Source organism: Intrasporangium flavum, from assembly GCF_001956915.1.
Taxonomy (GTDB): Bacteria; Actinomycetota; Actinomycetes; order Actinomycetales; family Dermatophilaceae; genus Monashia; species Monashia flava.
The window spans coordinates 478587-494346 of sequence record NZ_MLJO01000003.1; the positions used below are offsets into that span (position 1 = coordinate 478587).

Genomic DNA, 15760 nt, shown 5'->3' on the forward strand with positions numbered 1-15760 from the left:
TGGCGCACCGACCTCGCAGGAGGAAACGTGCTCCGCCACCGCTACGCGGTGCGACGGGCTCAGGGGAACACGTCTCGCGGCGTCATGCGCCGCGCCCTGATCGTCGCCACCACCCTCGCCGCCGCCCTCGGCCTGCTGCCCGCGCTGGCAGCGCCCGCGCAGGCCGCCACGTACACCATCACCGGACGCGTCACGGGCCTCAGCTCCACGGGCGCCGTGGTCGGCGTGGGAGATGCCGGACTCTGGATCTACGACGCCGCCTATGACGACGCCGGAACCATCGCCTTCAACGCCGACGGCACCTACACCGCCACCTTCGCCGGACCCGGGCCCTACAAGATCGAGGCCGGCTGCTGGGGTGACATGACGTGCGCGTCCCAGTGGGGCATCGAGTGGTACGCCGACCAGGGAAGCTTCGACTCGGCCACGCCCGTCACCGCAGGCACCACGGCCACGGTCGCGAACATCCGCCTCGACCGACGCTCGACGATCACGGGCACCGTGAAGAACACGGCGGGACAGCCCCTGGCCGGCTTCAGCGTCGACGCGTCGAAGAGCACGGGCGGCATGTCGGTGCAGGCCACGACGGCCGCCGACGGCACCTTCACCCTGACCGGCGTCGAGTCCGGCCCGAGCACCGTCCAGGCCTCCGACCCGCAGGACCGCCACCTCTACACCTCCGCCACGTGGGACGGCACGAAGAGCACGAGCGACTACGCGTCGTGGACCATCCCCGCCGGTCAGTCGATCACCGGCGTGAACTTCGTCCTCGACCCGTGGACCGGTGTCCTCGTGAAGGTCACAGATTCCGCCGGAACGCCGTTGCAGAACATCAACTGGAACCTCTTCGAGTACCGCCCGGACCAGGGTGACTGGTTCGGGCGCCAGTACGGCCCGCTCCTCACCGCTGCCGACGGCACCTTCGCCGAGGAGACCGAGGTCGGCAAGACCTACCGGGTGTGCGTGTACGACACCTGGTACGACAACGGCTGGGCTCCGGCCACCCGCTACCAGGACCGGTGCTACGACGACGCCGCGACCCTCGAGACCGCCACGTCGTTCACGGTGACCCCCGACACCCGCAAGCGCGAGCTGACCGTGGTGCTGCCGGTCGCCGGCAAGGGCCTGACCGCCCGCGAGCCGTTCGTCAGCGGCTCGTCCACGGCGGGCAGCACGCTCACCGTCGACGCCGGTGCCTGGGGCCCCTCCGGCGTGGCTCTCGGCTACCAGTGGATGCGCCAGGGCACCGACGGGCTCGTGCCGATCGCCGGCGCGACCGGGCCGAGCTTCACCACCACGAGCGACCTCGTCGGCAGTTACGTCGTCGCCAAGGTCACCGGCACCCTTGCCGGGTACCGCTCCGCCGAGATGTACTCCAACGGCGTCGACGTCAAGACGACGGGCCCCGCCCTGTCGAGCCCGCTGACCGTCACCGGCACCGGCGTCGTCGGCAGCACGGTGACCGCGACCCACGGCACCATCTCCCCGGCCGGTGACTGGAGCCCGTCCTACACGTGGGTCGTCGGCGGGGTCCCACGTGACACGGACTGGGGCGCCGTCCAGCCGCTCACGCTGACGAGCGACATGATGGGCAAGCGGATCACGCTGCGCATGGCGGCCTACGGCCCGACGGGCGCCGGCACCCTCCAGCAGTCGGCGAGCGGTCCCGTCGTGGCCGGTGCGCTCACCGCGCCGACACCGACGGTCAACGGCACCAAGGCGGTCGGCTACACGCTGACGGCGGTGCCGGGCACGTGGGGCCCCGCACCGGTCACCCTGGCCTACCAGTGGTACCGCTCCGGGGCCGCCGTCAGCGGCGCCACGGCAGCCACGTACGCGCTGACGACCGCCGACCAGGGCAAGACCATGACCGTCCGGGTCACCGGCACCAAGTCCGGCTACGCGTCCACGGCGAAGACCTCGGCCGCCACCACCGCCGTCCTCGGGGCCCTCACCGCGCCGACGCCGACGGTCAGCGGCACCAAGGCGGTCGGCTACACGCTGACGGCGGTGCCGGGCACGTGGGGGCCGGCGCCGGTCACGCTGGCCTACCAGTGGTACCGCTCCGGCGCCGCGATCAGCGGGGCGACGGCAGCCACCTACCGGCTGACGACCGCCGACCAGGGCAGGACCATGACCGTCCGGGTCACCGGCACGAAGTCCGGCTACCTGACCGTGGCCCGCACCTCGGCCGCCACGTCCGCGGTCCTCGGAGCCTTCACCGCCCCGACGCCGACGATCTCCGGCACGCGCCGCGTGGCCTACACGCTGAGCGCCGTGCCGGGGACCTGGAGCCCGACGCCGACGACCTTCACCTACCAGTGGTACCGCTCCGGCGTGGCCATCAGCGGGGCCACGGCCCGCACCTACAAGCTGACGAGCCTCGACAAGGGCAAGTACGTCAAGGTGCGGGTCACCGGCGCGCGCTCCGGCTACCTGTCGCGGGCGGTCTACACGGCCCAGACCGCGGCCATCGCCTGACGCGCGGAACACCCGAAAAGTTGCCCGCGAGCCGGGTCGTTGCAGGTTCGTGCAACGACCCGGCTCGAAACGTGACCCGCCGCCCCGTGCCGGTTATTTTTGCCGAGCGCCGTCGCAGGGGGCGGCGCCGCGTGCCGCGGCCGCGGATGGACCAGTCACAGGGAAGGCCGGTCCACCCACGGGGGCTCCGCCGCATCGCAACCGGGCCGCTCCTTCGTCGCCGGAGGAGCGGCCCGACGTCCGTCGGGGGCCAGGTGACCGGCCCGTATGCTGCCCGCATGGCGACCGAACCCCTCGAACCCCTCGAGCCCAGCGAGTCCGTCGCGCCCGTCGCGCCGTTCACCGATCCCGCCCGCGTCACCGTCGTCCTCGCCTCGGCCTCACCGGCCCGGCTCGAGACGCTGCGCCGGGCCGGCATCGACCCGGTCGTCGTCGTCAGCGGCGTCGACGAGGACCTCGCAGTCGCCGAGGCCACCGAGCGCTACGGGCCCCTCGAGCCTGCCGACATCGCGCTCCTGCTCGCGCGGGCCAAGGCCGAGGACGTCGCCGCCCGGTCGGACCTGCCGGCCGTCGTCATCGGCTGCGACTCGGTGCTCGAGCTCGACGGCGAGATGCACGGCAAGCCGGCCGACGCCGCCGAGGCCATCGCGCGCTGGCGCCGGATGCGGGGTCGCTCCGGCGTCCTGCACACCGGGCACTGGCTCGTCGACGACCACGAGGACGGTGGCGCGACGCTCGGGGCGACGGCCTCGACGACCGTGCACTTCGCGCGGCTCTCGGACGAGGAGATCGAGGCCTACGTCGCGACGGGCGAGCCGCTGACCGTCGCGGGCGCCTTCACCATCGACGGGCTCGGAGGCGCCTTCGTCACCGCGGTCGAGGGCGACCACCACAACGTCGTCGGCCTGTCCCTGCCGCTGCTGCGCGAGCTGCTGGCCGACGCCGGCATCGACTGGTTCGACGTCGTCGGCGCGCCGCGCCCCTGACCGTCGGCTCAGGGGTAGAGGTCGTCGGTGAGGTTCTCGATGACGAGGTAGTTCTCGGTCCACCACCACATCTGCGCGAGACCGGCGACGACGATGAGCCCGAGGATCCAGTACCGGTAGCGGGCGATGCGGGGCAGCTTGAGGAACCACGCGATGACAAGCGTCATCGGGAAGGCGAGCATCGCGTAGCGGATCCGGCTCGGTGTCGTGCTCGTGACGAGGAGGATGTAGGCCGGGTAGGCGCCCGCCCAGCCCCAGATCTCCGGCCCCCAGCGCCACGAGTGCCGCGAGAGCATGAACCACGCGAAGGCCGCGACCCCGGCGACACCGAGCACCTGGCCGAACACGCCCCAGTAGTCGTAGAGCAGGTTCCACCAGAGGTAGAGCTTGACCTTGGTCTGGATGTTCCAGGCCAGCATCGTCTGGTTGTAGGCGTCGGGGGTCTCGGTCGCGATCGACACGATGGTCGGCCACAGCCACGTCAGGGCGGCCGCGTAGCCGGCGAGCGCCACCATGAGCCACCGGAAGCGCACCGGGTTGCTGCCCTCGTCCTTCTTCCACCACCGGACGGCTGCGTGGGCCAGGATGACCGGCACCATGGCGATGACGACGTTGCGGCTCAACGAGAGCACGAGCAGCGACAGGACGACCCAGGCGTACTGGCGGCGACGCAGCAGCCACAGGGTCGTCGTGACGCCGAGCAGCGCCGTCGACTCGGTGTACGACGCGGAGAACGCGGGCGAGGCGATGTAGAAGCACGTCGCGACGACGGCGACGATGGCCTCCCAGCGACCGACGACCTCGTCGACCAGCTTGAAGAGCATGTGCATCGCGACGAAACCGATGAGCGTCGAGAGCAGCGGCGCGACGAGGACGAACGGCAGGCCCGTCACCTTCATGAGGAGCCCGGCGGTCATCGGGAACACCGGGAAGAAGGCCCACGGGTTCATGTCGATGCCGCCCCAGCCGGCCCGCGGGAGCACGGCCGGGTAGCCGTGCTCGGCGATGACGCGGTACCACTGCCCGTCCCAGTTCGTCATCGCGACGAGGTAGCCGGGGTCGGCCGGGGACGGGTAGAAGATGCGGATGTTCTGGGTGCCGATGGGCAGCGGGATCTGGTAGCGGGCCAGGTAGGTGCCCGCGACGAGCACGAAGACGCGCGACAGCGCGTAGACGGCGAACGGGAACCAGACCGGGAAGCGTCGCCAGAACGGCTGGCGCGCCTCGCTCACCCGGTCCGGGTTCTCGAGGCGGTGACCGAGGCGCGACTCAGACCGGCGGGACGGAGCGTCGGCGGTCGCTGAAGTGACGGTCACGCCGGGAAGCATAGGCCAGACGGTGGCTCAGCTCCGAGCGCAGTTCAGCGGCCTCGATGACGGCGTCGACGACGAGGTCGGCGGCGAGCCGTTCGATGTCGACGTCCTCCTCGTACTCGCGGCGGCGCTCGGCGACGAAGGCGTCCCGTGCCTCCTGGCCCTGCTGCTGCTCGATCTCGGCGATCTTGTTCGCGTAGACGGCGTTGACGGCGGCCTCCGGGCCCATGACGGCGATGCGGGCGGTCGGCAGGGCGATCGTCGCGTCGGGCCCGAACCCGGGTCCGCCCATGGCGTAGAGGCCGGCGCCGTAGGCCTTGCGGACGACGACGCAGAACTGCGGCACGGTGGCGGAGGACACGGCGCTGACCATCTTGGCGCCGTGGCGGATGATGCCGCCGCGCTCGACCTCGGAGCCGATCATGAAGCCGGGCACGTCGGCGAGGTAGACCAGCGGGATGTTGAAGGCGTCGCAGAGCCAGATGAAGCGGGCGGCCTTGTCGGCGCTGTCGGTGAACAGGACGCCGCCCTTGACGAGCGAGTTGTTCGCCACGATGCCGACGGTCTCGCCGCCGATACGGCCGAAGCCGATGACGAGCTCGCCCGCCCAGAGCGGCTTCAGCTCGAAGAAGGAGTCGTCGTCGACGAGGCCGTCGATGACGTCGTGGATGTCGAAGGGCACCGACTCGCGCTCGGGCACCGTGTGCACGGTGAGCGGCTCGGCGGGCTCCTCCGGGTGGTAGGTGGGCGGGTTGTCGCGCCAGGTGCCCGGCACGTAGGAGAAGTAGAGCTTGGCCAGCTCGATGGCCTCGACGTCGTCGTGGGCGAGCAGGTCACCGACGCCGGAGACGCTGCAGTGCATCCGCGCGCCGCCCATCTCCTCGAGGCTGACCTTCTCCCCCACGACCATCTCGGCCATGCGGGGGCTGCCGAGGTACATCGAGGCGTTGCCCTCGACCATGATGATGAGGTCGCAGAAGCTGGGGATGTAGGCCCCGCCGGCCGCGCTCGGTCCGAAGAGGCAGCAGATCTGGGGCACCTTGCCCGACAGGGCCACCTGGTTGTGGAAGATCCGACCCGCCCCGCGGCGCCCCGGGAACATCTCGACCTGGTCGGTGATGCGCGCACCGGCCGAGTCGACGAACCAGAAGACGGGCAGCTCCTCGCGCAGGGCCATCTCGGTGGCGCGGACGATCTTCTCGACGGTGCGAGCACCCCAGGAGCCGGCCTTGACGGTCGGGTCGTTGGCGATGACGATCGCGGGCCGGCCATCGACGGTGCCGCGGCCGGTGACGACGCCGTCGGCCGGCAGGCCCGGCTGGAGGGCGTTGGCGTAGCGGCCGTCCTCGACGAAGCTGCCCTCGTCGAAGAGCAGGGCGATGCGGTCGCGGACGTAGATCTTGCCCTGGCTGTCGAGCTTGGCCTTGGCCTTCTCCGGCGGCAGCTCGGAGGCCGCGTGCGCGGCCGCGAGGCGACGGCGGACGTCGCCGACGCGCGGGTCGGGGGCGTGGTGGCCGCTCATGCGGGCAGGCCCAGGCCTCGGGCGATGAGCATCCGCTGGACCTCTGAGGTGCCCTCGCCGATCTCGAGGATCTTCGCGTCGCGGTAGAAGCGGGCCACGGGGAACTCCTCCATGAAGCCGTTGCCGCCGAACACCTGGGTCGCGATCCGGGTTGCGGTCACCGCGGCCTCCGTGGCGTAGAGCTTCGCGATGGCCGCGGCGTGCTTGACCTCCTTGACCGAGCGGCGCCCCTCGTGCAGCTCGTCCTTGAGCCAGGCGGCCTTGTAGGTCAGGGTCCGGGCGGCCTCGACGCTGACGGCGAGGTCGGCGATCTGGAAGGAGACGCCCTGGTTGACGGCGATCGGCCTGCCGAACGCGGTGCGGGTCCTGGCGTAGTCGGTGGCGAGCTCGAGGCAGGCCTGGGCGCAGCCGACGGCGAGCGAGGCGATGGCGATGCGGCCGTCGTCGAGGGTCTTGAGGAACTGCTTGAAGCCCTCCCCCTCGGCGCCGAGCAGGTTCGAGGCCGGTACCCGGCAGTCCTCGAAGGTGAGGCCGTGGGTGTCGGAGACGTGCCAGCCGAGCTTGTGGTATGCCGGTTCGACGACGAAGCCGGGCGTGCCGGCGGGCACCATGATCGCCGAGATCTGGGGCGAACCGTCCTCGTTCGTGCCGGTGCGGGCGGTCACGGTGACGACCGAGGTGATCTCGGTGCCGGAGTTCGTGATGAAGGCCTTGGCGCCGTTGACGACCCACTCGTCACCGTCGCGGGCGGCCCGGGTGCGGGTCGCGCCGGCGTCGGAGCCCGCCTCGGGCTCGGTGAGGCCGAAGCCGGCGAGCGCCCGGCCCGCGACGAGGTCGGGCAGGAAGCGCTGCTTCTGCTCGTCGTCGCCGTAGGTGAGGATCGGGTTGATGCCGAGCCCGACGCCGGCCGAGAGCGTGATGCCGATGGACTGGTCGACGCGGCCGAGCTCCTCGATGGCGACGCAGAGGCTCGTGAAGTCGCCCTGGCCGGGGGCGGCGCTGCCGCCGTACTCCTCGGGCACGACGAGGCCGAAGAGCCCGAGGTCGCCCATCTTCGGCACGAGGTCGGTCGGGAAGTGCGACGCCGCGTCCCACTTGGCGATGTTCGGGGCGACCTCCTTCTCGGCGAAGTCGCGAACGACCTGTCGGAAGTCCTCGTGCTCCGGGCTCAGCTCGAACATCGGTGTTCTCCTTGTGAGATGTGCTTGACGCTTACGTAAACGTAAAGCACGATCGGGGGCATGACAAGTGCGCCGACGTGGACCATCGCGCAGGTCGCCGAGGAGTTCGGCGTCACCCATCGCACCGTGCGCCACTACGAGGACCTCGGGCTCATCTCCCCCGAGCGCCGCGGCACCCAGCGCGTCTACCACCGACGCGACCGCACCCGCCTCAACCTCATCCTCCGCGGCAAGCGGCTCGGGTTCCCGCTCGAGCAGATCCGCACGATCATCGACCTCTTCGACGCCCCGCGCGGCCGGCGCACCCAGCTGGAGTACGTCCTGGGCCAGATCGACGAGCGGCGAACCGACCTCGAGCAGCGGCTGCGTGACGTCCAGGACGCCATCGCCGAGCTCGGCGAGTTCGAACGCCGGTGCCGTGAGGACCTCGACAAGCTCGCGTGACACGATGGAGTGCATGAGCGCTGCAGACACGAAGATCTCCGCGTACGCGCATCCCGAGCGCCTCGTCACGACCGACTGGCTCGCCGAGCAGATCGCTGCCGGCGCGGTCGGGGCGCCCGGCGGGATCGCCCTGCTCGAGTCCGACGAGGACGTCCTGCTCTACGACACCGGGCACATCCCCGGCGCGCTGAAGATCGACTGGCACCTCGACCTCAACGACCCCGTCACCCGCGACTACGTCGACGGTGCCCGCTTCGCCGAGGTCCTCGGCGCCCGCGGCATCGGTCGCGACACGACGGTCGTCATCTACGGGGACAAGAGCAACTGGTGGGCCGCCTACGCCCTGTGGGTCTTCAGCCTCTTCGGGCACGAGGACGTCAGGCTGCTCGACGGCGGCCGCGCGACGTGGATCGCCGAGGGCCGCGAGCTGACCCGCGAGGTCGCGACGCCCGCCCCGGTCGACTACCCCGTGGCCGAACGCGACGACGCCCCGATCCGCGCCTTCAAGGACGACGTGCTCGCCCACCTCGGCAAGCCCCTCGTCGACGTCCGGTCCCCCGGCGAGTACTCGGGCGAGCTGCTCCACATGCCCGACTACCCGCAGGAGGGCGCGATGCGCGGCGGCCACATCCCCGGCGCGCGGTCGGTGCCGTGGGCCCGGGCCGCGAACGAGGACGGCACGTTCAAGACGCGTGAGGACCTCGAGGCCATCTACCTGACCGAGCAGGGCCTCGCGCCGGGCGACGACGTGGTGGCCTACTGCCGTATCGGCGAACGCTCGTCGCACACGTGGTTCGTCCTGACGCACCTGCTCGGCTTCGAGGCCGTGCGCAACTACGACGGGTCGTGGACCGAGTGGGGCAACGCCGTCCGCGTCCCCATCGAGAAGTGACATCGAGAAGTGACGCGATGACCGACGCTCCCCTGCCCACGTCGCTGGCCGAGATCGCCCAAGACTTCCGCGAGGCGTCCAACGACCTCAAGCTCCAGCTGCTCCTCGAGTTCAGCGACGAGCTCCCGGGCCTGCCCGAGCGCTACGTCGGCCACCTCGACCAGCTCGAACGCGTCGACGAGTGCCAGTCGCCGCTGTTCCTGACCGTCGAGGTCGCCGACGGTGCCTCGCTGCAGGACCGCACGGTGCACCTGTTCTTCGACGCCCCCGCCGAGGCACCGACGACCCGCGGTTTCGCCGGCATCCTCCACGAGGGCCTCGACGGCCTCTCCGCCGCGGAGGTCCTCGCCGTCCCGGACGACGCCCCGATGCGCTTCGGCCTCGCCGAGGCGGTCTCACCCCTGCGGATGCGCGGCATGGTCGCCATGCTCGGCCGCATCAAGCGCCAGGTCCGCGCCAAGACCACCGCCTGACCGAGCACGCCGAGCCCCTCACCCACGCGCCCCACGTCAGTGCTCACTCTCACTGAGCACTGACGTAGCGCGCACCCCCACCCCGCCCCGGCGACACCCCGACCGCTCCTACGTCAGTGCTCACTCTCACTGAGCACTGACGTAGCGCGCGGCCCCACCCCGCCCCGGCGACACCCCGGCCGCTCCTACGTCAGTGCTCACTCTCACCGAGCACTGACGTAGGAGCTGGGGCCAGGAACCGCGCACGGAATGGTGCTGTCGGCGCCTTGTGTCAGCGTCTGCGCATGGATGCCCCTCTCACACCGCTGGCCGATCCGACCAACGTCGGACGCCTCACGGCCCGCGTGCGGCGCTTGGCCGATCTCAGCCAACGAGAGCTTGCCGCACGCCTGGGTCTCGCCCCGGCATCGGTGGCCCGCGTCGAGTCGGGTGCCGGGCTGCCGAGCCTGACGACGCTGTGCCGCATCGTCGAGGTCGCGGGACTGCGGCTCGCGGTCCTCGATGCCGATGGCCGCGAGGTCATGCCGGTCTCCGACGACGTCGTTCGCGACAACCAGGGTCGTCGGTTCCCGGCGCACCTCGACGTCGCGCCTCCGGACGAGGTGCCGTACGAGCGGTGGGCCTACCCCCGGTACGACCGACCGGCCGCTCGCGGGTGGTACCAGCTGCGTCCGGCGCGCGACCGGGACGCCGCCCTCAGGGCCATCGGCCGCCCCGACGACCACCCCACCGAGGGCGAGCTCGAGACCCGGACCCGGCTCATGGCGGGCCCCCAGCCGACGGTGGCACCCGTCCCGGTGCCCTTGGCGGAGTGCGGGTGCCTCGACGAGTGCTTCGAGACGTGGTGCGTCGCGGCGTGCGCCTGCCGGTGTGAGCCCCCGCCGGCATCGCCATGGGACCGCCGCCGGTTGCTCAGCGGATGAGCCCAGCCTCGCGCGGGTCGGTGCGTCGAGGTGCCCGGACCACGCTCACCCGCCGGCAGGCGCCCGCAGCACCGCGCGCCACAGCTCGGGCCGGGGCGACTCGAGGCCCTTGACCTCGAGACGGTCGCCGGCCAGGGAGCGCATCGTGGCCGCGCTCAGCGCGAAGGGCGGCCCGGTGGTCTCATCGACGTCGGAGTCGGTGCGGAACGCCACGGCGAAGAGGGTCCCGCCGGGCGCCACGAACCCCGCGATGTTCGGGATCGCCTGCGACCGTGGCGGATCCGGCATGGCCTGGATCGTGAAGATCTCCACGACGAGGTCGAACGCGCCTGCCCACTCCGCCGGCGGCGCGAGCAGGTCGGCGACGCGGTAGTCGACCTCGGACTCGGGGTGCCGGGAGCGCGCGGTCGCCACCGCGTTGGGCGACAGGTCGAAGGCGGTCGTGGCGAAGCCGAGCGAGGACAGGTACTCCGCGTCCGCGCCGAGGCCGCACCCGACGACGAGCGCGCGGCGACCTTCGCCGGGCCTCGCCCCGTCCGCCAGCCCGGCGGCCCGCGCCGCCGCCCAGTCGCTGAGCAGCGGGTGCGGGGCGCCGCGGTCCCACGGCATGGAGATGCTGCCGGCGACGCCCTCGCCGTAGAGCCGGTCGAACCACGCGTTGGGATCACCCGATGCGTACGCCTCGGCGGCGAGAACGCCGGCGCGCTCGTCCCAGTCCCGTCCCATCGTCAGCCTCCGATCCTGGTCCTCACCTCGTACAGCTCCGGGAAGAAGGTCAGGTCGAGCGCCCTGCGCAGGAAGTCGACACCGCTCGAGCCGCCGGTACCGACCTTCTGCCCGATGGTGCGCTGGACGACCTGCAGGTGCCGGAAGCGCCACTGCTGGAAGTTGTCCTCGAGGTCGACCAGCTCCTCGCACGTCTCGTACACGCCCCAGTGGTCGTGCGGGGCGGCATACACCTCCGCGAACACGTCGACGAGGCCCTGGTCGTGCCGGTAGGGCTGGCTCCAGTCGCGGTCCAGCAGCGTGCCGGGCACGGCGTACCCGCGCCGGGACAGGTAGGCGAGGAACGTGTCGTAGAGGCTCGGCTCGTGCAGGAGCGCGTCGAGGGCCGTCCGCGCCGACTCGTCGTGCGAGAACACCGCCACCATGTCGGCGTTCTTGTTGCCGAGCAGGAACTCGACCTCCCGGTACTGCGCCGACTGGAAGCCCGAGCTCGTCGCGAGGAAGGGGCGGATCTGCGCGTACTCGCTGGGGGTCAGGGTCGCGAGCACCGACCACTGGTCGGTGAGGGTGTGCTGGATGTGCTTGACCCGGGCCAGGCGCTTGAGCGCCGGCGCGAGCTCGTCAGAGGCGAGCAGGCCACGGGCAGAGCGCAGCTCGTGGATCATCAGCTTGAGCCACAGCTCGGACGTCTGGTGCTGGATGATGAACAGCAGCTCGTCGTGCTGAGGCGGGTCGCTCAGCGGCTGCTGGGCGCTGAGCAGCGTGTCGAGGCGGAGGTAGTCGCCGTAGGACATCCGTCGCGCGAAGTCCCGCTCGATCCCCTGCTCCAGCTCGCGCCGGCTGCGCGGGTCCACTGCACCGGTTCCACCGACGGCGTCGTCCATGCCCGCGATCCTAGGGGGCCGGTCAGGATGCTCTCGGACGCAGCCGCACCAGGTGCGAGACGACGCCCGGGATCCACCCCGTCTCGCCCCGCATCCACCGGGCGCCCACGAGGTTGTGCGGCACGACGACGGTGTCGGCGCGGGCCGCCACGAGGCCGAGGTCGGTGCCGAACACGTCGGTGACCACCGCCCAGTCGCGGGCGCTGTGCCGGGTCAGGTGCTCCCCGATCGCGATGGCGAACGTGTCGACGACGACGTCCGACCCGCCGGCTGCCGAGGGGTCGGCCTGCACGGCCCGGAACTGCTCGTCGAAGTGCGAGCCGATGGAGGCGAGGTCGTCGACGTCGACGCCGAGCGCGGCCGCCCGCTCGAGGCCCGACGCGATGCGCCCGCGCTCCGCCTCGTCGAGGGGGCGGCTCTCGGGGCGACCCGAGACGGTCGGCACGGGACCGTCGTCGACATCCGGGGCCTCGTCGAGCACCTCGGGCTCGTCGACGGACTCGGAGCTCTTGCGGCGCGAGAACAGACCCATGCCGCCAACGTACTGCGGCGCCCGTGAGCAGCCCAGCCCCGCTCAGCGCGAGAGACGGGCCCGGATCTCCTGCGCCTGCGACCCCGTGCGGCGAGGCTCGGCCGGCCCCCACGACGCCTGGCGCACCGCGGCGCCCAGTCCCCAGGCCACGCCGACGACCGTCACGCCGAGCCGCAGCGTCCGCGCCCGCAGGCCCGCCGCGTCGCCGACGCCGCGCACCTCTGCCGCCACCCACCGCCGCACGTCCGCCGAGCCGAGGCCCCGATGGCGGGCCAGCAGCACCACGTGGTTGCGGCGGCCGTACAGCTTGTAGCGCGTGTCGAAGCGGGCGCCCTTGACGTGCGGTGCGGGCAGGTGGTCGACGACCGCGTCCGGGGCGAACAACACCCGACCGCCGACGCGTCGGACCCGGAGGAACACGTCGGTGTCCTCGCGCAGGGCGGTCCCCGGGTAGTCGTCCCGGAAACCACCGAGGTCGGCGAGCACGGACCGCCGGAACGACATGTTCGCCCCGATCCCGTGGTCGACCTCGAACGGCTCCGCTGCCGAAACGGCGAAACCCTCGGTGAGCCGGCCCGTCGGCAGGTACCGGCCGACCGGCTGGTCGTAGTGCTCCTCCCCCGCGATGCCGTTGCGGGTGCGCCCGGCGACCGCGGCCACCGACGCGTCGCCGAAGGCCTCGCGCAGGGCGCGGGACCACGCGCTGCCGACGACGACGTCGTCGTCGAGGAACGCCACGACGTCACCGCTCACCCAGCGCAAAGCCTCGTTGCGCGACCGCGTCATCCACCCGGCCAGGTACGGAGCCCACACGAAGCGCAGCGGCAGGCCGTGCGCGTCGACCTCGCCTCTCCGGTCTACCGCCGAGGCGTCGACGACGACGACCTCCTCGACCGGGTCCTCGAGGGCGGCGAGCCCTGCCAGGCACCGGTCGAGGAAGGCGGCACGTTCGTAGGTGACGACACAGACGCTGAGCGTCGGCGCCGCGGCGTCCGCACCGTCCCGAGCCTCCATGCCCGCACCCTAGTGACGGGCAACGGGCCCCGTCAGCCGAACGTGTCCGGGTCCGGCCCGGTGCGCGCTCCGCGGTCGAGGCCGGCCAGCGCGTCGAGGTCGTCACCGTCGAGGGCGAAGTCGAAGACGCGCGCGTTCTCCTCGATGCGCGCCGGCGTGACCGACCGGGTCAGCACGACGTTGCCGAGCTCGACGTGCCACCGCAGCACCACGCGCGCCGGCGACACGTCGTGACGCTGGGCGATGCCGACGACGACCGGGTCCTCGAGCAGGCCGGCGCGCACGGCGAGCGGGCTCCACGCCTCCGTCACGATGCCGTGCTCGTCGTGGAAGGCGCGCAGCTCGCGCTGCTGCAGGTACGGGCTCAGCTCGACCTGGTTGATCGAGGGCAGCACGCCCGTCTCGTCGAGAAGACGCTGCAGGTGCGGCACCTGGAAGTTGCAGACGCCGACCGAACGGACGCGTCCTTCCTGCTGGAGCTCGAGCAGGCCCCGCCAGGCGTCGACGTACCGGTCCTGCTTCGGGGCCGGCCAGTGGATGAGGTAGAGGTCGAGCACGTCGATCCCGAGGCGCCCCATCGAGGCGTCGAAGGCGGCCCGGACGTCGCCGTGGTCGTCGTTCCAGACCTTCGTCGTGACGAAGACGTCGTCGCGCGAGAGATCCGAGGCGGCGAGGACGCGGCCGATCCCCTGCTCGTTGCCGTAGATGCGCGCCGTGTCGAGGTGGCGGTAGCCGACCTCCAGGGCCCGGCCCGCAGCGGCGTCGACCTCGGCGTCGGGCACCTCCCAGACGCCGAAGCCGAGCTGGGGCACGGCGAGGCCGGGAGTGCTGGCGTGGCCGAGGGGCAGGGTGGGGACGTCGTGGTGTGTCGTCATGGCTCCCACGCTAGGTCGAGGACCGCGGTGGCGATGTGCTGGACCTCACGGCGAGACGGCCGGGAATAACGCCGGTGGGCCCGAAGTTGCGCCACGCCGAGCCGCTAGAGTCCCGACCATGGCTCCCATCAGCAAGGTCCTCATCGCCAACCGGGGTGAGATCGCCGTCCGAATCGCCCGCGCCTGCAAGGACTCCGGCATCGCGTCGGTCGCCGTGTACGCCGACCCGGACCGCGACGCGCTGCACGTCAAGGTGGCCGACGAGGCGTTCGCGCTCGGCGGCTCGACGCCCGGCGAGAGCTACCTGCTGCAGGACAAGCTGCTCGAGGTCGCCCACCAGGCCGGAGCCGACGCCGTCCACCCCGGCTACGGGTTCCTCGCCGAGAACGCCGACTTCGCCAAGAAGGTCATCGACGCCGGGCTGACCTGGATCGGCCCCGGCCCGGAGGCCATCGACGCCCTCGGCGACAAGGTCAAGGCGCGCCACATCGCCACCAAGGCCGGCGCACCGCTCGTGCCGGGCACCAAGGACCCGGTCGCCGACGCCGACGAGGTCGTCGCCTTCGCGCAGGAGCACGGCCTCCCCGTCGCGATCAAGGCCGCCTACGGTGGCGGCGGCCGCGGCCTCAAGGTCGCCCGCACCATCGAGGAGATCCCGCACCTGTTCGAGTCGGCCGTGCGCGAGGCCGTCACGGCCTTCGGTCGCGGCGAGTGCTTCGTCGAGCGGTTCCTCGACCACCCGCGCCACGTCGAGACCCAGTGCCTGGCCGACCAGCACGGCAACGTCGTCATCGTGTCGACGCGCGACTGCTCGCTCCAGCGTCGCAACCAGAAGCTCGTCGAGGAGGCCCCGGCGCCGTTCCTCACCGAGGAGCAGCACACCGAGCTGCTCCGGGCGTCCAAGGCCATCCTCAAGGAGGCCGGCTACGTCGGCGCCGGCACCTGCGAGTTCCTCGTCGGGCCGCAGGGCGACATCAGCTTCCTCGAGGTCAACACCCGCCTGCAGGTCGAGCACCCGGTCTCCGAGGAGGTCACCGGCATCGACCTGGTCCGCGAGCAGTTCCGCATCGCGAACGGCGAGCGCCTCGACTACGACGACCCCGAGCCGCACGCCCACTCCATCGAGTTCCGGATCAACGGCGAGGACGCCGGCCGCGGCTTCCTGCCCGCACCCGGCACCGTGACGCGCATGGTCGTGCCGCACGGCCCCGGCGTGCGCTGGGACGCCGGCATCGTCGAGGGCGACACCGTCGCGGGCGCCTTCGACTCGATGATCGCCAAGCTCATCGTCACCGGGCGCGACCGCACCCAGGCCCTCGAGCGGGCCCGTCGCGCACTCGGCGAGCTCGAGATCGACGGCATGCCGACGGTGACGCCGTTCCACCGCGCCGTCGTGGCCGACCCGGCGTTCGCGCCGGCCGACCCGGCCGAGAAGTTCACGATCCACACGCGATGGATCGAGACCGAGTTCGACAACCAGATCCCGGCCTACGCCGGCGCCGGCGCCGGCGCCG

15 protein-coding genes are annotated in these 15760 nt (G+C 71.9%); 7 read left to right on the top strand and 8 right to left on the bottom strand.

The window, feature by feature from the left end; all coding sequences use genetic code 11:
• Positions 1–84 precede the first annotated feature (84 nt).
• Together BIV28_RS03845 and BIV28_RS03850 are read left to right on the top strand one after the other, a co-directional pair.
• Entirely contained in the window at positions 85–2481 is a 2397-nt protein-coding gene (locus tag BIV28_RS03845; RefSeq protein ID WP_207555737.1) for a carboxypeptidase regulatory-like domain-containing protein, read from the top strand.
• 278 nt (positions 2482–2759) lie between these two features.
• The gene (locus tag BIV28_RS03850) at positions 2760–3467 is read left to right on the top strand and encodes a Maf family protein (protein ID WP_076259362.1); all 708 of its coding nucleotides are present in this window, start codon (positions 2760–2762) and stop codon (positions 3465–3467) included.
• Positions 3468–3475: 8 nt separating this feature from the next.
• Here the strand turns inward: BIV28_RS03850 and BIV28_RS03855 are convergent, their stop codons facing one another.
• From BIV28_RS03855 to BIV28_RS03865, 3 genes are read right to left on the bottom strand one after another with little or no spacing between them, the layout of a single operon-like run.
• Complete coding sequence (locus tag BIV28_RS03855) at positions 3476–4783, bottom strand: hypothetical protein (protein ID WP_242652750.1); 1308 nt, start codon at positions 4781–4783, stop codon at positions 3476–3478.
• Positions 4737–6302, bottom strand: coding sequence for an acyl-CoA carboxylase subunit beta (locus BIV28_RS03860; RefSeq protein WP_076259366.1), 1566 nt, complete (start codon positions 6300–6302; stop codon positions 4737–4739). Before BIV28_RS03860 ends, BIV28_RS03855 begins: the two co-directional genes overlap by 47 nt.
• Complete coding sequence (locus BIV28_RS03865; protein WP_076259367.1) at positions 6299–7483, bottom strand: acyl-CoA dehydrogenase family protein; 1185 nt, start codon at positions 7481–7483, stop codon at positions 6299–6301. The genes BIV28_RS03860 and BIV28_RS03865 overlap by 4 nt, the downstream gene beginning before the upstream one ends.
• Positions 7484–7543: 60 nt before the next feature.
• Between BIV28_RS03865 and BIV28_RS03870 the strand changes: the two genes are divergently transcribed.
• From BIV28_RS03870 to BIV28_RS03885, 4 genes are all read left to right on the top strand, one after another.
• Positions 7544–7927: a MerR family transcriptional regulator gene (locus tag BIV28_RS03870; RefSeq protein ID WP_076259369.1), complete on the top strand. Its 384-nt coding sequence runs from the start codon at positions 7544–7546 to the stop codon at positions 7925–7927.
• 13 nt (positions 7928–7940) lie between these two features.
• Positions 7941–8819, top strand: coding sequence for a sulfurtransferase (locus BIV28_RS03875; RefSeq protein ID WP_076259497.1), 879 nt, complete (start codon positions 7941–7943; stop codon positions 8817–8819).
• A gap of 17 nt (positions 8820–8836) precedes the next feature.
• The gene (locus tag BIV28_RS03880; protein WP_076259370.1) at positions 8837–9292 is read left to right on the top strand and encodes a SufE family protein; all 456 of its coding nucleotides are present in this window, start codon (positions 8837–8839) and stop codon (positions 9290–9292) included.
• A 284-nt stretch (positions 9293–9576) separates the two neighbouring features.
• Positions 9577–10215, top strand: coding sequence for a helix-turn-helix domain-containing protein (locus BIV28_RS03885; RefSeq protein ID WP_076259372.1), 639 nt, complete (start codon positions 9577–9579; stop codon positions 10213–10215).
• Between the two features lie 45 nt (positions 10216–10260).
• Here BIV28_RS03885 and BIV28_RS03890 read toward each other — a convergent pair whose 3' ends face one another.
• Genes BIV28_RS03890 through BIV28_RS03910 form a run of 5 tightly spaced genes read right to left on the bottom strand, consistent with a single transcriptional unit; the run spans position 10261 to position 14246 of the window.
• The gene (locus tag BIV28_RS03890; RefSeq protein ID WP_076259374.1) at positions 10261–10941 is read right to left on the bottom strand and encodes a class I SAM-dependent methyltransferase; all 681 of its coding nucleotides are present in this window, start codon (positions 10939–10941) and stop codon (positions 10261–10263) included.
• Between the two features lie 2 nt (positions 10942–10943).
• Positions 10944–11825 (bottom strand): tryptophan 2,3-dioxygenase, encoded by an 882-nt coding sequence (locus BIV28_RS03895; RefSeq protein WP_076259375.1) that lies wholly within the window; start codon positions 11823–11825, stop codon positions 10944–10946.
• 22 nt (positions 11826–11847) lie between these two features.
• Complete coding sequence (locus tag BIV28_RS03900) at positions 11848–12357, bottom strand: DUF3806 domain-containing protein (RefSeq protein ID WP_076259377.1); 510 nt, start codon at positions 12355–12357, stop codon at positions 11848–11850.
• Positions 12358–12399: 42 nt separating this feature from the next.
• The gene (locus BIV28_RS03905) at positions 12400–13371 is read right to left on the bottom strand and encodes a glycosyltransferase family 2 protein (protein ID WP_076259378.1); all 972 of its coding nucleotides are present in this window, start codon (positions 13369–13371) and stop codon (positions 12400–12402) included.
• A 32-nt stretch (positions 13372–13403) separates the two neighbouring features.
• On the bottom strand, positions 13404–14246 hold the full coding sequence (locus BIV28_RS03910; RefSeq protein WP_076259380.1) for an aldo/keto reductase: 843 nt from the start codon (positions 14244–14246) through the stop codon (positions 13404–13406).
• 118 nt (positions 14247–14364) lie between these two features.
• Here BIV28_RS03910 and BIV28_RS03915 point away from each other — a divergent pair.
• Positions 14365–15760, top strand: a 1396-nt coding sequence (locus BIV28_RS03915) for an acetyl-CoA carboxylase biotin carboxylase subunit (protein ID WP_076259381.1), incomplete at its 3' end; no start/stop codon positions are given.